This is a genomic window from Egibacter rhizosphaerae (assembly GCF_004322855.1).
Classification (GTDB): domain Bacteria; phylum Actinomycetota; class Nitriliruptoria; order Euzebyales; family Egibacteraceae; genus Egibacter; species Egibacter rhizosphaerae.
Map to the genome: position 1 here is coordinate 2,555,459 of NZ_CP036402.1, position 21,251 is coordinate 2,576,709.

At 70.2% G+C, this 21,251-nt stretch carries 18 protein-coding genes and 2 pseudogenes; 9 read left to right on the forward strand and 11 right to left on the reverse strand.

Annotation, left to right across the window (positions count from 1 at the left end):
- The first annotated feature begins 42 nt into the window (after nt 1-42).
- A complete protein-coding gene (locus ER308_RS11940; RefSeq protein ID WP_165492031.1) occupies nt 43-579 on the forward strand; it encodes a LutC/YkgG family protein in 537 nt (178 codons plus the stop codon).
- A gap of 34 nt (nt 580-613) precedes the next feature.
- The gene (locus ER308_RS11945; RefSeq protein WP_131155204.1) at nt 614-2,797 is read left to right on the forward strand and encodes an LUD domain-containing protein; all 2,184 of its coding nucleotides are present in this window, start codon (nt 614-616) and stop codon (nt 2,795-2,797) included.
- Between the two features lie 39 nt (nt 2,798-2,836).
- Here the strand turns inward: ER308_RS11945 and ER308_RS11950 are convergent, their stop codons facing one another.
- Both ER308_RS11950 and ER308_RS11955 read right to left on the reverse strand, forming a co-directional pair.
- Nucleotides 2,837-3,829, reverse strand: coding sequence for an LLM class flavin-dependent oxidoreductase (locus ER308_RS11950; protein WP_131155205.1), 993 nt, complete (start codon nt 3,827-3,829; stop codon nt 2,837-2,839).
- Nucleotides 3,830-3,931: 102 nt separating this feature from the next.
- On the reverse strand, nt 3,932-5,014 hold the full coding sequence (locus ER308_RS11955) for a L,D-transpeptidase family protein (protein WP_131155206.1): 1,083 nt from the start codon (nt 5,012-5,014) through the stop codon (nt 3,932-3,934).
- A 313-nt stretch (nt 5,015-5,327) separates the two neighbouring features.
- Here ER308_RS11955 and ER308_RS11960 point away from each other — a divergent pair.
- Nucleotides 5,328-6,047 (forward strand): annotated as a pseudogene (locus ER308_RS11960) (DUF4389 domain-containing protein); the annotation flags it as partial.
- Between the two features lie 58 nt (nt 6,048-6,105).
- On the opposite strand, the gene ER308_RS11965 reads toward ER308_RS11960, so the two are convergent.
- Nucleotides 6,106-6,735: a TetR family transcriptional regulator gene (locus ER308_RS11965; RefSeq protein WP_131155208.1), complete on the reverse strand. Its 630-nt coding sequence runs from the start codon at nt 6,733-6,735 to the stop codon at nt 6,106-6,108.
- Nucleotides 6,736-6,870: 135 nt separating this feature from the next.
- Between ER308_RS11965 and ER308_RS11970 the strand changes: the two genes are divergently transcribed.
- Nucleotides 6,871-7,434, forward strand: a complete 564-nt coding sequence (locus tag ER308_RS11970; RefSeq protein ID WP_131155209.1) for a hypothetical protein — start codon at nt 6,871-6,873, stop codon at nt 7,432-7,434.
- A gap of 7 nt (nt 7,435-7,441) precedes the next feature.
- Here the strand turns inward: ER308_RS11970 and ER308_RS11975 are convergent, their stop codons facing one another.
- On the reverse strand, nt 7,442-9,601 hold the full coding sequence (locus tag ER308_RS11975; RefSeq protein WP_165492032.1) for a heavy metal translocating P-type ATPase: 2,160 nt from the start codon (nt 9,599-9,601) through the stop codon (nt 7,442-7,444).
- Nucleotides 9,602-9,818: 217 nt separating this feature from the next.
- Here ER308_RS11975 and ER308_RS11980 point away from each other — a divergent pair, with 217 nt between their 5' ends.
- Complete coding sequence (locus ER308_RS11980) at nt 9,819-10,727, forward strand: F510_1955 family glycosylhydrolase (RefSeq protein ID WP_131155210.1); 909 nt, start codon at nt 9,819-9,821, stop codon at nt 10,725-10,727.
- Nucleotides 10,728-10,748: 21 nt separating this feature from the next.
- On the opposite strand, the gene ER308_RS11985 is transcribed toward ER308_RS11980, so the two are convergent.
- From ER308_RS11985 to ER308_RS12005, 5 genes are all read right to left on the reverse strand, one after another.
- Nucleotides 10,749-12,401, reverse strand: coding sequence for an ABC transporter permease (locus ER308_RS11985; protein ID WP_131155211.1), 1,653 nt, complete (start codon nt 12,399-12,401; stop codon nt 10,749-10,751).
- Nucleotides 12,398-13,333, reverse strand: a complete 936-nt coding sequence (locus ER308_RS11990; protein WP_131155212.1) for an ABC transporter ATP-binding protein — start codon at nt 13,331-13,333, stop codon at nt 12,398-12,400. The genes ER308_RS11985 and ER308_RS11990 overlap by 4 nt, the downstream gene beginning before the upstream one ends.
- Nucleotides 13,326-13,988, reverse strand: a complete 663-nt coding sequence (locus ER308_RS11995) for a TetR/AcrR family transcriptional regulator (protein ID WP_131155213.1) — start codon at nt 13,986-13,988, stop codon at nt 13,326-13,328. The genes ER308_RS11990 and ER308_RS11995 overlap by 8 nt, the downstream gene beginning before the upstream one ends.
- 137 nt (nt 13,989-14,125) lie before the next feature.
- Entirely contained in the window at nt 14,126-14,638 is a 513-nt protein-coding gene (locus ER308_RS12000) for a hypothetical protein (protein ID WP_131155214.1), read from the reverse strand.
- Nucleotides 14,635-15,285, reverse strand: a complete 651-nt coding sequence (locus tag ER308_RS12005; protein WP_131155215.1) for a class I SAM-dependent methyltransferase — start codon at nt 15,283-15,285, stop codon at nt 14,635-14,637. The genes ER308_RS12000 and ER308_RS12005 overlap by 4 nt, the downstream gene beginning before the upstream one ends.
- Before the next feature lie 72 nt (nt 15,286-15,357).
- On the opposite strand from ER308_RS12005, the gene ER308_RS12010 reads away from it, so the two are divergent.
- The 3 genes from ER308_RS12010 (at nt 15,358) to ER308_RS22425 (ending at nt 18,111) form a co-directional block, all read left to right on the forward strand.
- Nucleotides 15,358-16,323 carry an AraC family transcriptional regulator gene (locus ER308_RS12010; RefSeq protein WP_165492033.1) on the forward strand — a complete coding sequence of 322 codons (966 nt, stop codon included), beginning with the start codon at nt 15,358-15,360 and terminating at the stop codon, nt 16,321-16,323.
- Between the two features lie 999 nt (nt 16,324-17,322).
- Nucleotides 17,323-17,622 (forward strand): hypothetical protein, encoded by a 300-nt coding sequence (locus ER308_RS21610; protein ID WP_165491681.1) that lies wholly within the window; start codon nt 17,323-17,325, stop codon nt 17,620-17,622.
- 9 nt (nt 17,623-17,631) lie between these two features.
- Nucleotides 17,632-18,111 (forward strand): serine protease, encoded by a 480-nt coding sequence (locus ER308_RS22425; protein ID WP_240732151.1) that lies wholly within the window; start codon nt 17,632-17,634, stop codon nt 18,109-18,111.
- A 17-nt stretch (nt 18,112-18,128) separates the two neighbouring features.
- On the opposite strand, the pseudogene ER308_RS22430 reads toward ER308_RS22425, so the two are convergent.
- Nucleotides 18,129-18,291: pseudogene (locus ER308_RS22430) on the reverse strand (transposase); the annotation flags it as partial.
- A gap of 194 nt (nt 18,292-18,485) precedes the next feature.
- Nucleotides 18,486-20,177: a hypothetical protein gene (locus tag ER308_RS12020; protein WP_131155218.1), complete on the reverse strand. Its 1,692-nt coding sequence runs from the start codon at nt 20,175-20,177 to the stop codon at nt 18,486-18,488.
- Between the two features lie 454 nt (nt 20,178-20,631).
- On the opposite strand from ER308_RS12020, the gene ER308_RS12025 reads away from it, so the two are divergent.
- Nucleotides 20,632-21,198: a dihydrofolate reductase family protein gene (locus ER308_RS12025; RefSeq protein WP_131155219.1), complete on the forward strand. Its 567-nt coding sequence runs from the start codon at nt 20,632-20,634 to the stop codon at nt 21,196-21,198.
- Nucleotides 21,199-21,251: the final 53 nt, after the last annotated feature.

Sequence of the window (21,251 nt, forward strand, 5' to 3'; positions counted from 1 at the left end):
TATGTGCGACGCTCGTCGTCCCGGCCGCGGAGAGGAGCGCGTGTGACAGCGTCGATGGTGGATGCCTTCCGGCAGGAGGCACGGGCCGCCGCCAGCACGGTGCACGAGGTCGCAACGTTGGACGAGGCCGTGCGGCTGGTGGCGACGCTCGCCGACGGCGGGGCCGTGGCGGTGGCGGGCCGGCTGGCCGACGACGAGGTCGCCGACGCCCTGCGCGCCCACGGCGTGTGCCTGGTCGTGCCCGACGACGCGGGGGACCCGGCCGAGCAGGTCGCCGACGTGGCCGTGGGCGTGGTCCGCGGCGAGCTCGCGGTCGCCGAGACCGGCAGCGTCCTCGTGTCCGAGCACGCACTCGCCGATCGCGTCGTGTCGATGCTGTGCCGACGCCTCGTGCAGGTGGTGCCGCGCGAACGGCTCGTCCCGCGCCTGGAGGAGGCCGCCGAGTGGCTGGCTGACCGGGCGGGCGCCCCCGGATTCGCGAGCCTGATGACCGGTCCGAGCCGCAGCGCCGACATCGAGCGCAGCCTCACGATCGGGGTGCAGGGACCGGACGAGGTCGACGTCGTGGTGGTCGGGTGAGCCCGGCCGTGCCCGGCGAGTGCGAGGCGGGAGAATGAAGCCGTTCGAGCAACGCTACGCCGAGGCGCTGGCCGACGAGAACGTCGCACGCGGGTTGCAGGCGTTCCAGCAGGGTTGGCGAGCGGGCCGGGACGCGCAGGTCGCGGCGTTGGAGGAGGCCGAGGGCCGCTCGTTCGACGAGCTGCGGGGCGAGCTGGCCGCCGTCAAGGATCACGTGCTCGAGCACTGGGACGACTACCTCGACGAGTTCGAGGCACGGGCCACGGCCGCCGGGGCGACCGTCACCCGCGTCGGGACCCCCGAGGAGGCCAACCGCTTCATCATCGAGTTGTGCCGTGCGCGCGGGGTCGACCTCGCGGTCAAGGGCAAGTCGATGGTGTCCGAGGAGATCGGGCTCAATGACGCCTTCGAGGCTGCGGGGATCACCCCGGTGGAGACCGACCTCGGGGAGTGGCTCCTGCAGCTCGCCGGCGAGCATCCCAGCCACCTGGTCATGCCGGCCATCCACAAGCGCAAGGAGCAGATCGCCGCGCTGCTCGAGCGGGTCCTCGGCCGTGAGTTCCCGCCCGACGACGTCCCGCGCATGGTGCAGGTCGCACGCACCGAGCTGCGCGACCGGTTCCTGGCGGGCGGGGTGGGGCTGTCCGGCGCGAACGCGCTCGTGGCCAGCGGCGGCACCGTCATGCTGGTGTGCAACGAGGGCAACAACCGCATGAGCGTGGCCCTGCCCAAGCTGCACGTCGTGACCGCCGGCGCCGAGAAGCTGGTGCCGACGTTCGCCGACGCCGTGGCCCAGGTGCGCCTGCTCGCACGCTCGGCGACCGGGCAGCCCATCACGGTGTACACGAACTTCGTCACCGGCCCACGTCCCGGGCAGGAGCAGCACATCGTGCTGGTCGACAACGGCCGGGCGGCGATGGCCGCCGACCCGGACGTCGCGAGCGCGCTGCGGTGCATCCGCTGCGGCGCGTGCGCGAACGTGTGCCCGCCGTACGCGGTCGTGGGCGGGCACGCCTTCGGGCACGTGTACACCGGCGCGATCGGTCTGGTGAACACGCTGTGGCACCACGGGGTCGACGCCGCGGCCGGACCGCAGTCGCTGTGCGTGTCGTGCGGCGCGTGCGCGACCGTGTGCCCGGTCGACATCCCGCTGCCGACGCAGATCCTCGAGACGCGCCACCGCGTGATGCGGGACCGTCCCGAGACCCGTGATGCCCGGCTGAGACGGCTGGTGTTCCGTGCGTTCGCCTCGCGGAGGCTGGTCGGGTCGGCCACGCGGGCAGCCGGCCTGCTGGCCGGGCCCGTGACGCGTGACGGGCTGGCGAGGGTGCCCCGGCCGCTGGCGGGCGTGCCCGCGCTCGCGAGGCGCACGTCCTGGCGCACCCCGCCCGCGCCGGCCCGCACGCCGGCCCGCGATCGGCTGCGCCCGGGCCGCCAGCCCGAGGTGGGGCGGCTCGGTGAGACCGCGGTCACCGGCCGGACGGTCCTGCTGTTCCTGCAGTGCGTGACCGACCGCCTTGCCCCGGCGATCGCGGTCTCGGCGGCCCGCCTGCTGCGCGCGGCCGGCGCCCGGGTCGTCGTGCGCCGCCAACAGCACTGCTGCGGGCTGCCGGCGTTCGACGCGGGCGACTGGGACCGCGCGACCGCCATGGTGCGCGACACCCTCGATGCCCTCGACGGCGTCGACGACGTCGTGACGCCCGCCCCGAGCTGCGTGGCGATGCTCGGCCACGAGGCACCGCGCCTGCTGCGCGACGAGCCCGGGGAGGCCGCGCGCCTGCGGCGGCTGGCAGCCCGCACCCACGACCTCGTGGACTACCTCACCGGGCCCGCGCGCCTGCCGGCCGGTGCGCTCGACACCGGCGATCGCAGCCCGGTGACCGTCCACCGGTTCTGCCAGTCGACCAACACGCTCGGCCGGCGTGACGAGATGGAGCGCCTGGTGCGCGACGTCGCCGGCGCTCCCGTCGTCGCGCTGCCCGAGGCCACCGAGTGCTGCGGCTTCGGGGGCTCCACGTCGCTCGCCAACCCGGAGGTCGCCAGCCGCATCCTGGGTCGCAAACTCACCAACGTCGACCGCACCGGTGCGCACACCCTGGTGAGCGACAACCCCGGGTGCCTGCTGCACCTCAAGGGCGGCGTCGATGCGTCGGGTCGCACGATCGACGTCCGCCACATCGCGGAGTACCTCGCCGCCCGCCTCCCGGGCGCCGCCTGAGCGTGACGGGCCATGCCGTCGCCGCCCTGTCGGGCACGATCAGGCGACGGAGGCGAGGCCGTAGCCCTCGGCGACGAGCTCGAGCGAACGGTGCGCCGCGGCCTTGTCCGGCGCGGCCGAGGCCAGCATCAGCTCGTCGGCGTCGGCGTGGGCGGCGAACCGCTCGAGGTGGGCGATCGCCTCGTCCGGCGTCCCGACGGCGGTGTGGCGCACCATCTCGAGCACCGGTCCCGCCTGGGGCGAATCCAGGATCGCGTCGGCGTCCTCGTCGGTGAGCGCCCGACCGCGCCCGAGCAGCAACTTGACCCGGCGGCGCTTGGCCTCCAGGAACTGCTGCTCGGCGTCGGCGCGCCGGTCGGCGGCGATCACGTTGATGCCCGCGATCACGTGGGGCCGATCGAGCTCCGCGGACGGGCGGAACTCGCTGCGGTAGGCCGCGACCGCGGCCCCCAGCGCCTGTGGGGCGAAGTGCGAGGCGAAGGCGTACGGGAGCCCCAGACCGGCGGCCAACCGCGCACCGAACAGCGACGAGCCCAGGATGTAGAGCGGCACGTTCGTCCCGTGCCCGGGAGTCGCGTGGACCCCGGGGATGCGCGTCTCACCGGTGAGGTAGCCCTGCAGCTCGAGCACGTCCTGCGGGAAGTCGTTCGCGGCCGCGGGGTCGCGACGCAGCGCGCGGAGGGTGTTCTGGTCGGTGCCGGGCGCGCGCCCGAGTCCGAGGTCGATGCGGCCGGGGTGCAACGTCTCGAGCGTGCCGAACTGCTCGGCGATCGTGAGCGGTGCGTGGTTGGGCAGCATCACCCCGCCGGCGCCGACTCGGATGTGCCGGGTGTGGGCGGCGACGTGCGCGATGAGCACGCTCGTGGCGGCCGAGGCGATGGCGGGGATGTTGTGGTGCTCGGCGTACCACACGCGGCGGTACCCCCAGGCCTCCGCCTGCTGGGCGAGCCGCACGCTCGCGTCGAACGCGCTGGCGGCGGTGTCACCCTCGCCGATCTCGGCGAGGTCGAGGATCGAGAGCGGGACGGGCACGCTGGTCCTTTGGTCGGCAGGGCTGTTCACGGCGGCGGGCGTTGGCCGCCGGCGCCTCGGTACCATGTTCGACGAATCGCTGCTCGGTCGCTGCGCAGCCGATCAGATCGAGATGATCGTGGCGCCCTGCGGGACGCGGTCGAAGAGCTCGATGACGTGCTCGTTGGACAGGCGCACGCAGCCGCGTGAGGCAGCCTGGCCGATCGAACCCCCATCGGCGGTGCCGTGGAACCGCACGAGCGTGTCCGCGCCGTCTTCACCGAGCCAGTTCAGCGCCCGCAAGCCCAGCGGGTTGTCCGGACCCGGGTCGATGACCTCGGGCATGTCCTCGCCCCACCCGTCCGCGGCGGGGTTGTGCCACGTGGGGCTGGCGCGTTTGGCGCCCACGACGAACCGGCCGGTCGGGGTCGGGCTGCCCCCGGCGCCGACGGCGACCGGCCACTCCGCCTCGATCTCTCCGTCGACGTAGTGATACAGGCGGCGATCCCCCTGTCGCACGAGCAGCACGTCCGCGTACTCGTCGAGCGTCCGCTGTGGTTGCACCGTACGTACCGTGCCGGTGACCTCGGCCTCGCCCGCTTTCACGGCCTCGCGCACCCGGGCGCTCGTGGCGACCCGGTCGAGGTCTCGCCCGGTGCGCTCGGCGCGAAACTCCATCCAGCCGTCGACCACCGCGATCTCCGCGTCGACCGCGGCCTCGTCGACCTCGCCGGCCACGTCCCGGACGAAGGCGTCGACCCCGTCCCGGTCGGTGGGTAGGCGGACGTCCACCGCGATCCCGGGGGAGCGGCCGAGCCAGCGCGCCGACACCATCCCGAACGGCGACAGCTCGCGGAAGCGGGCGTGGGACGTCTCGATCGCGTCCGCCACCTCGCGCGACAGCGCGTCGGCGTCGAGGGCCTCGGTGGCGTGCATTGGCCACTGCCGGTCGTCGACCTCCACCGTCACGAGCGGTTGCTCATCGTCGAGCAGGTGCGCGGCCACGACGTCGACCGCCTCGGTGGGCGCGAGGCCCTCGACGTCCACGCCCGCGATCGTCGTGCCGGCCAGCAGTCGGCCGCTGTCGAACTCCTGGTGCGCCAACGCGACCACGGCCACGCCCATCGCCACGATCACCGCAATGGATCCGCCGATCACCGCGACGACCGCCGTGCGGACACGAGACGCCCGCCCCCGTACCCCCATGCCCGCTCCCGTCGATCTTCCCCTACGGCGCCGTCGCTCGAGTCGGCGACATGTACCCCGTAGCGCCCATTATGCCCTCACTGAAGGGTCTTGGGGAGGTCCAACGGCCCTTCGGCACGGGTCGTACGGCCCGGCTCGTGGGCCGAACGGATTGCTTTCTCCACCGGGACAGGGTCCAGGTGCGCCCTGACGGGGCATGCTTGGAGTGTGACCCGGCCGTGCACGGGAGCCACCGGGGCTCCCTGACCGAGTCGCCCTGCTCCTCGCGAGCAGAGGGAACTCGAGAGGAACGGTCATGGACTCCGGCCCGGCACATCCGGTCACGTTGGACGCTCGACTGGACGAGCCGTCGCGGGCGCTGTGGTTGGTGAAGTGGTTGCTGGCGATCCCGCACCTCGTCGTGCTGTTCTTCCTGTGGATCGCGTTCGCGGTCTTAACCCTCGTCGCCGGTGTCGCGATTCTGTTCACCGCGCGCTATCCCCGATCGCTGTTCGACTTCAACGTCGGCGTTGTGCGCTGGAGCTGGCGGGTGCAGTACTACGCCTACGGCGTGCTGGGCACCGACCGGTATCCGCCCTTCAGGCTGTCGCGCACCGACTATCCCGCCGACTTCGACGTCGCCTACCCCGAGCGGCTGTCCCGCGGCCTGGTGCTGGTCAAGTGGTGGCTGCTCGCACTCCCGCACTACTTCGTCGTCGCCGTGTTCACCGGTGGGGCCGGCACGATCGCCTACCAGGCCGGCGACCAGACCTGGCAGGTCGCCCTGGGCGGTGGGTTGATCGGGTTGCTGGTGCTGATCGCCGGCGTCGCGCTGCTGTTCACCGCACGCTACCCGTCCGGGCTGTTCGACCTGGTGATGGGCCTGCAGCGCTGGGTCTACCGCGTCCTGGCCTACGCCGCCCTGATGACCGACGAGTACCCGCCCTTCCGCCTCGACCCCGGCGGACCCGAGCCCGTGCCCGCGCCAGGCCCCGGGCCGGGCGCTCCCGAGGCGGGCGCCGGCGCGACGCCACGGACGGCACCCGCCGGATAACCGCACCGGTTGGTCGGGGCCCGGTCGGGCCCCTCGCGTTGCCGTTTCGCGGGTGATGTCAGCGCAGGCGGCGGCGTAGCCAGGACGCCTCGAGCGCGCCGGCGTCGCGCAGGGCGTCGGCAAGGGTGGCCAACCCGTCGAGGGCGGAGAACAGCTCGGGGTCGTGGTGCTCGTGGAGGTCGTCCACGAGCTCGAGGCCGACGAAGCCGGCTGCGACGCTGCGGGCCAGCTCGTCGGCCGGCACCACCGCCTCCAGCGGGGTGTCCCCGACCAGGCGCCCGAGGGTGTCGGCGACCGGCTCGGTCAGCAGGTCGAGGTTCTCGCGAAGCGCCTGGGCGAGCAGCGGGAAGGTGCGCGCGCCGGCGATGAGCTGGGCGAGCGTCGCGACGGTGCCGCTCGCGCGCTCTTCGTGATGGAGCTCGCGCGCGGCCGTCGCGAGCTGCCGCATGGTGGTCACCGCAGCCAGCCGCTCGCGGTAGGCCCGTGCCCGCTGCTGCGACAGCGAACGGGACGCCTCGGCCAACAGCTGGTCCACGGTGCCGAAGTGGTAGAAGATCAGCGCCTGGTTCGCGTCCGCCCGCCGGGCGATGGCCCGGGCCGAGGTCCCGACGATCCCTTCGTGGTGCACGGTGTCGAGCGCTGCGGTGCGCAATCGCGCGCGTGTGGACAGAGGCTCGTCGTCGCTCATTCGCCGATCATCACACGCTTGAGCAAATGCTCAAGCGTGCGCTACGCTGTTTGAGCAGTCGCTCAAACCGGTGAGCGGTGCGAACTCGTCGGCGTACCAGGGTCCCGCGTCACGCACCCGCGAAGGGGGCTCACGATGGACAGTCCGAACGCCGAGAGCATCTGCACGCCAGCTGCGGCGGCATCGCGCCCACCGCAGACGTGGCGCGTGCCCGAACTGCTCGCGGGTGCCGCGGCCGCGCTGGCGAGCGGGGTGGGTCTGCTCGTCCTGGTGTCGGTGGGTGCCGACGGCCCTGCAGCCCTCGGGGCCGCCCTCGTGCTCGGCCTCTACGGGGTGGTGTTCGCGGGCCCGGTCGTGTACGCCTTCGGGATCCCCGTCGCGTCGCTCGCCCGCCGCGTGTGGTGGCACCATCCGCTGGCCGAGTGGGGGGCGGTGGCCGTGGCCGGCGCCGTCGGCGGCGGGTTGGTCGTCCTGGTGATCGTGTGGATGGAGCCCTCGGGACCGCCGCCACACGCGGGCTTCACGGCGCAGTTCATGGCGCTGGGCGCGGCTGCGGCTCTGGCTGGACGGGGCGTGGCGGCGTGGGTGCGCGATCGTCGGCGGTGGCGTCTCACGCTCGCGGTGCTGGGCGGGGGCATCGGCGTCCTGACGGCGGCGTCCTGGGTCTGGATCGCCGTCCAGCCGTGGGTGTCCCCGTGAACCGCGCTCACGCGGGGATCGCGATCTCGCTCTCCGCGCGTCGCAGGAGCTGCGCGTTGAGCGCGACGATGATCGTCGACAGGCTCATCAGCGCGGCACCGACGCTCATGGGGAGCACGAACCCGGCCCAGGCGAGCACCCCGGCAGCGAGCGGGATCGCCGCTGCGTTGTACCCGGCGGCCCAGACGAGGTTCTGGATCATCTTGCCGTAGGTGCGGCGCGACAGGGTTCGGACGCTCACGACCCCCTGGGGATCGTCGCTGGCGAGCACGATGCCGGCGGACTCGATCGCGACGTCGGTTCCGGCACCGATGGCGATCCCCACGTCGGCCCGGGCCAGGGCCGGCGCATCGTTCACGCCGTCCCCGACCATCGCGACCGCCTCGCCCCGCTGCTGCAGTTCGGTGGCCTTCTTGTCCTTGTCCTCGGGCAGGACCTCCGCGAAGACCTCGTCGATGCCGAGGTCGGCCGCGACCGCATCGGCGACCTGCCGGGCGTCGCCGGTCACCATCGCGACCCGGACGCCCGCCTCGCGCAACGCGCGGACGGCTTCCCGGGACTCCGGACGCACCTGGTCCTCCATCGCCAGCACGGCCGTGACGGCATCGTCGACGACCACGTGCAGGACCGCCGCGCCGCGGGCCTGCCACGACTCGATCCGGTCGTCGAGGTCCCCGGGGACCTCCAGGCCGCGTTCGCGCAGCAACGCGGGGCCGCCGACGGCCACCTCGTGCGTGTCCACGGAGGCGGTGACCCCACGGCCGGACAGCGCCCGGAAGTCGGAGGCGCTCGGCACGTCCAGGCCGTGCTGGTGGGCGTGGGCGACGATCGCCCGGGCGAGGGGATGCTCGCTGTCGCCCTCCGTGGCCGCCGCCAACGCGAGGGTCCGGTCGGCGTCGGCGCCGCTGGTGACCGCGACCTCGACCACCGCGTGCTCACCCAGGGTCAGCGTCCCGGTCTTGTCGAACAGCACCGTGTCGATGGTCCGCATCTGCTCGAGCGCGAGGCGGTCCTTGACGAGGATCCCGTTGCGGGCCGACAGGCTCGTCGAGATCGACGTCACCAGCGGGATCGCGAGGCCCAGCGCGTGCGGGCACGCGATCACCAGGACGGTGATCGTACGCGCCATCGCCATGTCGACGTCGCCCAGGCCGAGCCAGACGATCAGCGTGATCAACCCGGCCCCGAGGGCAACGTAGAACAACAGCGCGGCGGCGCGATCGGCCAGCGCCTGCACGCGGGTGCTGGAGCGCTGCGCGTCCTCCACCATGCGCTGAATGCCAGCCAGCGTGGTGTCCTCACCGACCGCGTCGACGCGCACGCGCACGCTCGAGTCGGTGGCGACCGTGCCGGCGACGACCCGGTCGCCCTCGCTGCGGGCGACCGGGTTCGACTCGCCGGTGATCATCGACTCGTCGACCTCGACGCGGCCGCTGGCGATCTCACCGTCGGCCGGAACCCGCGAGCCGGGGCGGACGAGCACGACGTCGCCGATCGTGAGATCGCCGACGGGGACGGATTCCGTGCTCCCGTGGTCGGTAACCCGTTCGGCCGTGTCGGGCAGCAACTCCGCCAGGGCGGCGAGCGCGCCTCGCGCCTGCCCCAGCGCGCGCATCTCCAACCAATGGCCCAGCAGCATGACGCTGACGAGCAGGGCCATCTCCCACCAGAAGTCCACGAGGTTGACCAGCCCCAGCGTCGTGGCCACGCTCGACCCGAACGCAACGGTCACCGCCATCGCGACGAGCAGCATCATCCCGGGCTGGCGGGCCTTGAGTTCGCTCCACCCGCCGGTCAGGAACGGCCACCCGCCGTAGAGGAAGACCGCGGTGCCCAACACCGGCGCGAGCCACGCCGACCCGGGGAACGTGGGCGCGGTGTAGCCGAACCAGTCCTGGATGGCCTCGGCGTACACGACCACCGGGACGGTGAGCACCAGCGACACCCAGAACCGCTCGCGGAACATCGCCGCGTGGTCGCCATGATCGTGCCCGCCGTGCCCCTTGTGCCCGCCGTGCCCCTGATGGTCCGCGTGGTCCTGGGCGTGCGCGTGCTCGTCGGGCGCTCCGTGCTCGTCCGTCGCCGTCCCGCCCGGTGCGGCGGGTGCGGGGTCGGGGGAGTCGGCCCCGGCGTGGGTGGACCGTTCCGGGTTCGTGGGCTCCGGCATCGGGCTGATCTCCTCTTCGGCCTTGGGTAGGCGCCCCGACGGCGGCCGGTCGGGTCACCGTACGTCAATCAGGGTTCGGTCCGCACCCTACCCCCCTAGGGTATAATCGCAAACCTGAGGCGGCAAGCCCCGACCCCGGGACCGGCCGACGTTCCCACCATTGCCAGGGTGGCCTCACAACGGCAGTCGCGTACCTGACGTGGCAGCCTCGGCTCCGATGGGACGCCCTGACGACGGGCCGAGGATCCTGGTCCACCGGCGGCGGTTGGTCGCGTGCGTGTTGCCGCTCGCCCTCGCGCTGGCCGGTTGCGGGGAGGACGAACCCGACGGCGAGGTCGTGCCCGAGACGCCGATCGACGACGACGTCGGCCTCGAGCACGTGCATGGCCTCGGCCGGAATCCCGCCGACGGGCTGCTGTACGTCGCGACCCACTTCGGGCTTTGGCGCGTGGAGGACGACGGGTCGGCCGAGCGCGTCGGCGAGCATCACCTCGACCTCATGGGGTTCACCGTGGTGGGCGAGGACCACTTCCTCGCGAGCGGCCATCCCCCGCTCACCGACGAGATCCCACCGCACCTCGGGCTGATCGAGACGACCGATGCGGGTGAGACGTGGGTGCGTCGCTCGCTGTGGGGCGAGGCCGACTTCCACGCGCTCACGACCGCCCACGGGAAGCTGTGGGGCTTCGACGCGAACAACGCTCGGTTGTTGCGCTCCTCCGAAGGCGAGGAGTGGGAGGAGCTCGGCGGGCCCGATCTGCTCGACCTGGCCGTGGACCCCGACGACGAATCGCAGGTGATCGGCGCGGCCGGCGCCTTCGAGCCGCAAGGGTTGGTCGCCAGTCGCGACGGGGGCGAGAGCTTCGAGGAGGTCGAGGGTCCTCCACTGGTGCGGCTCGACTGGGCTGACCACCGCGCGCTCATCGGAGCGGACGCGAGCGGTGGCGTGTGGGAGCGCACGCAGGAGGGGGAGTGGGAGCAGATCGGCGAGCTCCCCGGGCCCCCGGAGGCGCTGACGGTCGAGGAGGACGAACTGCTCGCGGCCGCCGATGGCGCGCTGTGGCGCTCCTCCGACGGTGGCCGGGACTGGCAGGAGCTGCTGCGTTACGCCGAGCCCGCTCCGTGAGGGCGGTCGTGGGTGGCTGGGTCAGGTCACGTTCACCCCGCGCTGGCGGAAGGCGAGCAACCCGAGCGCGGCGGCGACGATCGCGAGCAGGGTCAGGATCGCGACCGGGGCGAGGGCGAACCCTTCGAGGGGCATCTCGGCGGGATGCTCGAACGGCGAGAGGTCGAAGGCGGCCTCGGGCAGGTCGAGCAGAGGGCCGAACGTGCCCACGACGAGGCCATAGCCCACGAGCACCCACGCGATCGGCACGGCGCGCGGGAACACACCGAACAGCAGGGCGGCCACGCCGAGCACGAGCAGCGGCCCCGGCGCGTGGTTGAGGTGCGCGGCGGTGAGCTCCCCCACGTGGTGGGCCTCACCGGTCACGATGGCCGCTCCTGCGCCGGTGGCGGCACCGGTCAGGCCCATGAGCACCACCACCGCGGCGGCCGCGACGGCGAGATTGCTGCCGAGCCAGGCCCAGCGGCTGACCGGTGTTGCGAGCACCGGTTCGGCGCGGCCACCGGTCTCCTCGTTGCGCAGGCTCCGGACCGCCATGATCGCGAAGGCGGCGACGAGGTAGGCCATGAACTCCGCCATGTAGGCCAGGTACCCGGCCACCATGTCCTCCGCCCCTCCGAACAGCTCCAGGAACACGTCGGGCATGTCGGCCAGCGCCTCAATGAGCGCGTCGGTGTAGGCGCCGAACACCAGCCCTCCGATGATGAGCGCGGCGCCCCAGCCGAGGATGCTGGCGCGCTGCAGACGCAGCGCGAGCCCGAGGGGTGTGCCCAGGGACGGGGCCGCAGTCGCTGGGCCGGGGCGCGCGGAGAACAGGCTCGCGCCGACGTCACGTCGGACGGCCAGCGCGTAGCCGACGGCCGCCGCGACCACGGCCAGGCCGAGCGGCAGCGCCAGGGGCCACCACCGGTCGAGGACGAACGGGGCGGTCTGCTGCCCCCAGCCCAGCGGGGACGTCCAGGACAGGGCGTTGCCGCCCTCGGCGGCCATGTCCCCACCCGCGCGCAGCACGAATGCCGCCCCCAGAGCGGCGCCGGCGATGCCGGCGGCCGCCCGCGAGTACTCGGTGAGCTGTGCGGTGATCGTGGCGATCCCGCCGAAGCCCACCCCCACCGCGGCGATACTGGCGGCGAACAGCGCCGAACCACCGGCGCCGAAGCCCGCGACGGCCACCATGACCCCGAACACGGCCGCCCCGATGACGAGGTTGGTGATGACCGTGACGATCAGTGCGGAGGTCAGGGCGGTGTGCCGGCCGACGACGTTCGCGCGGACCAGCTCTGCGCGCCCGGTCTGCTCCTCCAGTCGGGTATGGCGGACGATGAGCAGGATGCTCATTAGCGCCGACAGGATGAAGAAGTAGAGGCCGTAGCCGTTGGCGACGAAGCGCTCGAACGAGGGGTCGTCGAATCCGTACCCCGGGCCGATCAGCATCCGGCCGACGGGATCGGCGAACAGCTGAGTGGCTGCGGCCAGGTCGGCCTCCGTCTCGTAGGCGACGGGCAAGGCCGTGACGAGGTAGAGCGTCAACGCGGCGAACCCGGCCGTCCAGGCGAGCAGGCGGATGCGGTCGCGGCGGAGCATGAACCGGACGAGCGTGCCGGTCCCGGCCAGCGCGTGGCCGTTCGACGGGGCGCGTTCGGTATTGGCAGGAGAGTGGGTGGTGGCGGTCATGGCTGCGCCTTCGAGGTCGCGCTGTTGGTGCGGGCCGCGAGTTCGTCGCCGTAGTGGCGCAGCAACAGCTGCTCGAGGGTGGGCGGATGGGCGACGAGCGAGCGCACGCCAAGGGGCGCGAGCGCCCGGACGGCCTCGTCGAGCCGCTCACCGTCGACCTCGAAGCGGATCTGCCCGTCGAGGTGTTCGAAGCCGTGCACACCGGACAGCTCGGCCAGCGCCTCGGCGGGCTGCTCGGTCTCCGCGGTGACCGTGGTGCGCGTCAGGTGGCGCAGCTCGGCCAGTGTCCCGGACTCGACGATGCGGCCCTGGCGGATGATCGAGATGCGGTCGGCCAACACCTCCACCTGGGCGAGGATGTGGCTCGAGAGCAGCACCGTCCGACCGGCGCTCTTCGCCTCGCGGATGCACTCCTGGAACACGGCCTCCATGAGCGGGTCCAGCCCGGCGGTCGGCTCGTCGAGCAGCAGCAGCTCGACGTCGCTGGCCAGGGCCGAGATCAGCGCGACCTTCTGCCGGTTGCCCTTGGAGTAGGTGCGGCCCTTCTTGGTCGGGTCGAGGTCGAACCGCTCGCACAGCTGGTCGCGGCGGGCGCGGTCGAACCGGCCTCGCAGGCGGGCGAATAGGTCGATCGCCTCGCCGCCGGTGAGGTTGGGCCAGAGCTCGACGTCGCCGGGGACGAACGCCAAGCGGCGATGCAACGCCACCGCGTCGCGCCAGGGATCGCCCCCCAGCACGCGCGCCTGCCCGCCGTCGGCGCGGAGCAGTCCCAACAGCACCCGGATGGCGGTGGTCTTGCCGGCCCCGTTGGGGCCCAGGAACCCGTGCACCTGCCCCGGCTCGACGGCGAGGTCCAGTCCGTCCAGGGCCTGCACGGGGCCGAACGCCTTCTGCAGGCCCTGCACCGAGATCGCGAGTTCACGCTCAGTCATCGGCTTCTTCTTTCTCGAGCGAATCGCCGGCCAACTGGGCCCGGCTGTGATGGTAGGCCTCCTCGGTGAACAGGCCGCGCAGGGCCTCGATCGCCACTCGCACGTACCGGGCACGGTCCTCGGGAGTCCCGGCGATTTCGACGCCCAGGAGCCGCTCGGCGTGGTCGTGCAGCACCAACAGCCCGAGTGACCAGAGCACGAGGACCACGCTGAGGTCCCTGGGCTCGTCGATGGGCTCCAGCATCCCCGACCGCGCGCCTTCCTCGAGTGCCGCCATCGCCACGTCGACCATCCCGTCGACGAGCGGGCGCGCTTGCTCCGAGCCTTCGGCGAGCATGCGCCCGAGGTAGCGCATTACGGGCGGCCCGTCGGCTGCCTGTCGCAGTGCCTCGAACACGTCGAGCTGGGGGCCCTCCCGCATCGCCGCCTGCTTCTGCTCGTTCAGGACCGCCACCACGTGCTCGTCGCACGCGGTGCGCAACCCCTCCTTCGAGCCGAAGTGGTGGAACACCAGCGCCGGGGAGATCCCCACGTCCCCGGCGATCTCCTTCACGCTCGTGCTGGCCGCGCCGTGCGCCGCGAACCGCGCGATCGCGGCGTCGCGAATGCGCGCGCGGGCGGTGCGGTCCTCCTCGCGGGACGGTGCTGTTGCCATGATCACCATTCTGACTGTTGCAACAGTCAGCCGCAACCACGCAGGTCGGACCGTTCTCTGCCGGCCTTCCTGACCGGCCTCGCTTCGTGGTGGAGGCTGGTTCTGCGCGCTGTTCTCGAGCGGCTCGTCGCCGATGTCTAGGCCTCACGAGTGGCTTCTGACGCGGGGGAGGAAGCCGATCGACTCGGCCGCGTTCTGCCATCTCGAGCGTTCATACCGAGGGTGACGTTGACCAGCACCAGAGCCAGCGCGACGACGGGCGCTGCCGCCAGCGGCAGGAAGTCGGTGCTGACGAAGGCCTGGTCCGCCAGTGCATCGCGCGCCGACGCAGCCAGTCGCGGCTCCAGGACGAAGATGACTACTGCGGTCATGCCGGCGGTGATGAGCAGCTTCGCCCGCACCCACCTCGTGTGAAGGAGGCTGCGGCCGGTGACGCGCGCCTGGATAATCCCGCTGATCAGCGCCACTAGCCCAAGCGGTGCCACCACCCAGGCGTCAACGAGGTGGGCAGCCGGATAGACCATCCGCGGGTCGGCGCCTCGTACTCCGGCGACGCCCAGCACGATGAGCGTCAACGCTGCACCGACCAGACCGGCCGCAACGGCGACATGAACGATCAACAGCAGTCTGGTTGTCCGGCCGGCCATCATCGCTCCGCCCGATAGAAGGCGATCCGGCCAAGGACCCGCGAGACGCGCTGCTCGACTTCGGTAACTCGTGCAAAGCCGGCCTCGTTCATCGCGGACAGGAGTCCGTTGTCGTAGTTGTCGGCCAGCCGCGCCGTGTGCGAGAGCCGACGCGCGATGAACCCGTCCCGGTGATCGACCGTGCCACCGAAGTCCACGACGTGCAGCGACCCGTCAGCGGCCAGGACGCGCCGCGCCTCTGCGAGTGCGGCCCGCCGCTGCTCCGCGTCGAGGTGGTGCAGCATGAGGGAGGACAGGACGCGATCGAAGGCGCCGTCTGAGTAAGGCATTTGCTGGGCGACACCGCAGTCCCAGCTGAGGTCGAAGCCGGTGCGCGCCGCTTTCCTCTGCGCGCTGGCGAGCGCCCTCGTGTCCGGGTCGATGCCCGTCACGTGTGCAGCGGGCTGGGTGCGCTTGACCTGGAGGGCGAGGTTGCCCGTGCCGCAGCCGATCTCCAGCACGGCGCAGAAGGGGCGCACGTCGGCCTGCTCCAGCAGTCGACCATGCAGCCTCGGCACGCCGAGCAGCCGGACGACGGTGTCGTACAAGGGTGTCAGCCGGGCATGTCCGAGGCCGGGGCGGTGGTGGTCGTGTCTGCTCAGGGCGGCCATAACGCCTCCTCTCACAGCGGGGACTTAGATGATGTTCAACGACGATCGAAGCCTGCATGTATGTTCAGCGGCATGACAGGTCGAGAAGTTGAGACCTCTAGGACGATTGTTGGGTCGCCGCCGCAGACCACCGCGCTGCGGACTCGTGGCGAGAGAGCACCCGTCTTCGCGCTCAGCCCCGATCCGGGCGTGCCGCCGGTCGGCATGCTGCGTCAAGGCGCGCCACACTCCCCGCAGCCGCCGGCGGGACGGCCACACGCGCACGACTTCGTCGCCCTGTCCTACTTCGAGCGTGAGGGCGGGACGTTGACCCTCGAAGGCGACCGCTGGCCCATCCGTGCCGGCGACCTGGTACTGGTCGCGCCCGGAGCGGTGGTCGCGTACGAGCCCGCGGAGACGGAGTTGTCCAAGCCGCTGGGCTGGGGGGTGTTCTTCCAGCCCGAGGCGCTGGGGTCAGCTGGCTCGGGGGTGCGGCTCTCCTGGCGCGCCAACCCGCTGCTCTTCCCGTTCGTGGACGGAGTGGGCGGGATGCCTCGCCGCTTTCAGGTACCGTCGCAGGAACGTCCCGCCTGGACCGAGCGACTGACAGCAATGTGGGAGGAGCTGCACCGCCGCGACGACGCCCACCGCGAGGCTGTACACGCCCACCTGACCCTGCTGCTGGTCGAGGTGGCCCGACTGGCCGGACCGATGTCCACCGACGTGCCGGCTCGACACGACCCGCTGCTCCCCCGGGTCTTCGCCGTCATCGAAGAGCGCTACCACGAAGGCATCTCGCTCGCCGACGTCGCGCATTCCCTCCACCTAACCCCCGGACACCTCACCACGGAGGTCCGGCGTCGCACCGGCCGGACCGTGCTGGAATGGATCACCGAGCGGCGCATGACGCAGGCCCGGCGCCTTCTGACGCAGACCGACCTGTCGATCAGCGAGGTCGGACATCGCGTCGGCTACGTCGACCCCGCCTACTTCACGCGTGCCTTCCGCAGGACGCACGGCGTGACACCCTCGAACTGGCGCCGCGCCGCGGGCGGATGACGAGGTTCCCGAAAGCGGTCCTTGCCGTGTGGGCCGGTCAGCCCCGCGCCTCCCGGCGCACGGGCCAGGAGCGGTTCAGACCCGTCGCGGGTGCTGTGGCGGATAAGAGCACCGGTGACGATGCCGACCAGCCAGCCGAGGATGGCGGAGACGACAATGATCCAAACGATCGAGACCTCGTCGGAGCCGAACACCCAGTTGACGACGTTCGCGGGAAACCTGGGAGAACCGTGGGACCTCCACCGCTTCCCGCGTGAGCCGGACGTCCAGCTTCGGACGCCTGGCAATCTCCGCGTCTCACCACTGCGGTTCTCGCGGCGAAGGTGCGCCCATGGACCCCGGGCGGGGTCGTCGGTTTGGCTGCCAGGACGGGTCGCGTCCGATGAAGCCGGTCATCCGGGCCTGGGGTCTGCGGCCGCGGGCACGTCGACCTTGGGGCCGTCCTGCCCGGAGGAGCGCATCGACTCTTCCATGGCTTCCATGCAGGCGGCCTTTCACAGTGCCGACCCACGCCCCCATGACGTGGCCCCAAACTTCAACCCTCGCCGGGTTTGTCCCAAACCTGATGTCGACGTGAGTGGTCAGCCATCTGAGGCGGTTGGACCGCTGCGGCCCCACGGCGGATGTCCCGATACGGTCCTGCGGCGGATGTCCCGATACGGTCCTGCGGCGGATGGGCCGATGCGGGCCTACGGCGGTTTGATCGCTGCGGCCCAACGGCGGTTCTCTCGATACCGGATAACGGCGGTTGTGGCGCTACGGCCCTACCAGCGGAAGGATCGATACGGCAGTACGGCTTTGGACCCCCATGGATCCGGCCGCCCGTAAGGGTTCCGATCCTTCATGATGACCAACCTGATGGTCGGAGGCCTAGTCAGTACCAACGTATCGGTCATTGCGAAACTGTCGAAGTCACTCTTGCAGTGCTAGCCTTCCCCCAACTTGCGGTATCTGGAGCTCAGGCCTGAGTCCGAGGAGGCGATTGCGTAAGGGTCGTCCATGGTCCCCCTGGCCCAGGTAGCAGGGCAGTCCGCTGCGTCGCTGCTCATAGAAGCCCAGTACGGCGAGAACCGCGTCGCGTCAGGGACGGCCTTCGTCGTAGGGAACAGTGCGGGAGACTGTTTTCTAATCACAAACCGGCACAACGTTCGCGGCCGCGACAACGAGACCGACGAGACACTCGACAAAGAAACTGGCGCATGGCCGGACAGCTTGTGCGTATTCTACATGGTGAATGATAATCCCATTGACTGGAACGCGATACTCGAACCCCTGTACTTAGATCCGGACATGCAGTAACCGCGATGGTTGGAGGACCCGGAGTTAGGTCCACGAGCAGATGTCGCCGCGTTGCCCATTAACCAAACGCAAGGTATACTTGTGCTGTCGTATCCGGTTGAAGACACCGATCCGATGAAATGGGACGTGGCTGATCCAGTGTTCATTATCGGCTTCCCCTTCGGTCGCACGGCGGGCAGCAACTTCGCCGTCTGGGTGCGTGGTTCGACCGCATCCGAACCCGAGATTGACTTTGACGAACTTCCTATGTTCCTTGTTGACGCACGCACAAGAAGGGGCCAGTCAGGCTCGCCGGTCATTTTGCACGCCAGTGGTAAGGGTGTCGTCCACACAGAGGGGGGCAGCCTGTCAGTAGGCACGGGGCAGTCGACAGGTCGATTGCTCGGGGTGTACTCGGGGCGTACTTCAGAAGGCTCGGACTTGGGTCGCGTGTGGCGCACCGAAGTCGTCCAGCGCATCATCGAAGCGGGCGTTGCAGGCACACCCTGACTGGAGACCGCGAACACCCGATCCACGCGCCGACGTGGCTCGAGCAGTGACGGGGAGTAGCACCCGAACTTGCCCTTCGGGATGCCCAGCTCGACGTCGAGGACCGGCCTTGAGAGCGTCTTGGACCGTCCGCCGTTTCGCTGGTTCGTCCCACGTGTCGGTGCGCTCATGCTGCTGCGCCAAAGGCGAGAAGCTCCGCCGTGATGGTCAGCCCTGGACGGGGTCCTGAGCGGCGCGACCGAAATCAAGGCTACGCGTCGGCCCGAACGTACCGGCATGCCCCCGATAGACCATGCAGTGGTGTTGCGGTCCAATGTCCTTGGCGACCGCTCCGAACTTCAACCCTCGACGGGATAGGTGGAAGCCAAGGACGGTCATATGGTGGGCTCCGTATCTCCAGCGTTCTGAGTGCGGGCAGGGTCTTGGGGGTCTACGAGTCGGGCAATCGCGTCTTCGCTGCCGCCGGGAACAAGCCGGACTTGCGTCCTACGGCTTGCAGTCAAGCGTTGTCGTGCTCCGTCAAGGTCATCAACCACAACGTGTTCGAAGATCACCCGCTGTGGGCCTAGATTGTAGGTTTGTCCCCGGAACTCCCACGCGAGGTCACGGACGACGAGCAGAGTGCCGCCTTCTGGTGAAAGCAGGCGCTCAAGGCCGGGGTCGCTCGTACTGCCCTTGACCGTCATCGTGAGTTCCGTCCAAGTGAAGCGACGCCCTGATGGACTGAGCTCTTCATCGAGTTCGAAGATCTCTCGCATTTCCGGTTCGGTGAGGTCTGTAGGCAAATCGAAGATGCTACGTGCACGCCGCTGGAGTCGGTCAAGTGCCGACGTGAGGTCCGCGAACCACGCAGGCAGCAGTTCTGGATTGGGGCCCAAGTCCGTCCCGAACGCCGCGCGGGAAGACGAGCCAATCACCAGTTCTAGGCGGTGGCCTTCTTCGAAGGACCCGAGGAACGCTGCGACCGGTACCACCGCCGACGGTGGCAACGGATTCGGGCGGTATGAAAAGTTCATCGTCCCAGTTCCGGCTTGCCGATCGTAATGAAGCTCCACTTGGAGTTGATCGGTGCTGTCGGCACCGTAAAGCGTGCCTCCTCGCGTGCCTTGGCGATGTCGGCTCATGTTCAGTGGAAGTTCCTGCACGAGTTGCCCTTCGGCAGAAAGAACACGGACCCGGAGTGGAAGCGGTTCAGGACGCTGGTGGATGACGCCCTCTAGCCGAAGGGCCCCTCCGCTCAGGTCACCCCCTAGACCGCCCGGAGCGTCAAGCGTCATACCCTCCACAGTGCTGGGTGGAAGCTCGACGTCCTCGCCGAAGTGGATGGCACGTAGAAATGCCTCCTGAATGTCAGCATCTCCGGCGGTGAAGCTGACTGTGAACCTGCCGTTGATTGGACGGGACGCAAGTGCTCCCCGATGGCGTGGAACAACGTCAAGGCGGACGTCACCCCGATGCACCGACAGCACTGTCTGCTTTGAGGCGCGGTGCGGCATCCCGGAACCTGTGCTGAGGAAGTACTGGTAGTGGACGTCCAGCTCGTTCAAGCGGGTGTGAATGCGTTCGATCCGGGGCAGCGCGTCAGCGGCGGATTGCATCTGGTCGACGGCGAACGGGAGATCCTGCAGCAGTTGGTGCAGTTCTTCGCGCGCTCCCTCAAGGAAGTACCTCTGTACAACAGGCCGACTTGCCATCTGAGCATCAAGCCAGCTTCGGCCCAACCAGTGGAGAGGAAAGTCATACTTCCTCTGCAGGCGCTCGAAGAACTTCTCCTCCGCGGGAGTGGAGTTGACCGGCACGACGAGGTTCCACTCCACAGGCTCGTGCTCAGCTGCTTTTCGAAGCGACCGGCGAATCTGGTCCTTGCGCCCATCGGTGAGACGATCGGCGAAACGCTTGCACTCGAAGATGACAAGGCCGCGGTCGGTCTTGCGGACGATGTCGCGGCCGCCATCACCCCCCGACCCTTCGATGTGAACGGCGTCGGGGTGAAGGATCTGCAGCAAGACGGCGACCATATCCTCGTACTGATGCTGGACCGCTGGATCTTTCCAGTCGATGCGCATACGACCCCCTGAGTGGTCCGCCCAACCCGCGGCCTACGGAAGTGTTGCTGGTGCTTGCCTCGTGGGGGACTGATCGGGGCGAACCCGGTCTAACCTACGCCGATGGCCCCGGCGAACGCGGACTTCGCCGGGTTGGCCGAAACCGATCGACCTGAGGTATGACCTCTCCGTCAGCGCCCGCCAGGGCGAGGAGAAGTTGGGGATTGGCCACCCGTTCGCTACCCACCCACTCACGGGCCTCACGTCTGCAGGGGACTGGCGGGGGGTCACGACAGCCCTGCCGGTGCCGCCCTCCACCGGCTATTCGGGGCGGGCGCGGCCCTTCAGTGCCACGGGTGCGGATCCTCGCGCCTTCCCAGCAGGTCCGGCCGGGGGAACCGATGAGAAACGGCGGCGGCGCCGGTCTGGTTACGTGCCGCCAGATACCTGCGACCGCAGCGAGGGAGAGCAACCTATGAGACCGCTCCGATACTCGATCAACGTCACCCTCGACGGCTGCTGCGATCACCAAGTGGGGGTGCCGGACGAAGAGTTGCATCGCCATTTCGCCGACGAGCTGGAACGAGCCGATGCCCTGCTCTTCGGTCGGGTGACCTACGAGATGATGGAGGCAGCGTGGCGACAGCCGGCGACGGGAACGTGGCCTGACTGGATGGCTGATTGGATGATCCCCTTCGCCCGGACGATCGACAGGGCAGAGAAGTATGTCGTGTCGGGCACCCTGGACCAGGCCGATTGGAACGCGGAACTCGTGCAGGGTGACCTGGAGAAGGCCGTTCGGCAGCTCAAGAGCGAGCCTGGCCAAGGCCTGTTCGTGGGAGGCGTGACCCTCCCGCTGGCCTTGGCGGATCTGGGGTTGATCGACGAGTACGAGTTCGTCGTGCAGCCCATCGTGGCGGGCCACGGGCCGACGTTGTTCGCCGGCCTGAGCGAGCGGCTCGAGCTGCAGCTCGTGGGGCGCCAGGAATTCCGGGCGGGGGCAGTCGCTCTGCGTTACCAGCCCAGTCGGGTCACGGTTTGAAGGTCGGCTGCCCCTGGGCATCGCATACGGATCGGCGGCCGAACACGGCCCAA

Excerpts from the sequence above, each read along its gene's own strand:
- ER308_RS11945 (WP_131155204.1), top strand. The coding sequence starts at position 614 with ATGAAGCCGTTCGAGCAACGCTACGCCGAGGCGCTGGCCGACGAGAAC.
- ER308_RS12005 (WP_131155215.1), bottom strand. The coding sequence starts at position 15,285 with ATGGCCGCCCTGAGCAGACACGACCACCACCGCCCCGGCCTCGGACAT.
- ER308_RS11985 (WP_131155211.1), bottom strand. The coding sequence starts at position 12,401 with ATGACCGCCACCACCCACTCTCCTGCCAATACCGAACGCGCCCCGTCG.
- ER308_RS12025 (WP_131155219.1), top strand. The coding sequence starts at position 20,632 with ATGAGACCGCTCCGATACTCGATCAACGTCACCCTCGACGGCTGCTGC.
- ER308_RS11980 (WP_131155210.1), top strand. The coding sequence starts at position 9,819 with ATGGGACGCCCTGACGACGGGCCGAGGATCCTGGTCCACCGGCGGCGG.
- ER308_RS11955 (WP_131155206.1), bottom strand. The coding sequence starts at position 5,014 with ATGGGGGTACGGGGGCGGGCGTCTCGTGTCCGCACGGCGGTCGTCGCG.
- ER308_RS12010 (WP_165492033.1), top strand. The coding sequence starts at position 15,358 with ATGACAGGTCGAGAAGTTGAGACCTCTAGGACGATTGTTGGGTCGCCG.
- ER308_RS11975 (WP_165492032.1), bottom strand. The coding sequence starts at position 9,601 with ATGCCGGAGCCCACGAACCCGGAACGGTCCACCCACGCCGGGGCCGAC.
- ER308_RS12000 (WP_131155214.1), bottom strand. The coding sequence starts at position 14,638 with ATGATGGCCGGCCGGACAACCAGACTGCTGTTGATCGTTCATGTCGCC.
- ER308_RS11990 (WP_131155212.1), bottom strand. The coding sequence starts at position 13,333 with ATGACTGAGCGTGAACTCGCGATCTCGGTGCAGGGCCTGCAGAAGGCG.
- ER308_RS12020 (WP_131155218.1), bottom strand. The coding sequence starts at position 20,177 with ATGCGCATCGACTGGAAAGATCCAGCGGTCCAGCATCAGTACGAGGAT.
- ER308_RS11965 (WP_131155208.1), bottom strand. The coding sequence starts at position 6,735 with ATGAGCGACGACGAGCCTCTGTCCACACGCGCGCGATTGCGCACCGCA.
- ER308_RS11970 (WP_131155209.1), top strand. The coding sequence starts at position 6,871 with ATGGACAGTCCGAACGCCGAGAGCATCTGCACGCCAGCTGCGGCGGCA.
- ER308_RS11995 (WP_131155213.1), bottom strand. The coding sequence starts at position 13,988 with ATGGCAACAGCACCGTCCCGCGAGGAGGACCGCACCGCCCGCGCGCGC.
- ER308_RS21610 (WP_165491681.1), top strand. The coding sequence starts at position 17,323 with ATGGTCCCCCTGGCCCAGGTAGCAGGGCAGTCCGCTGCGTCGCTGCTC.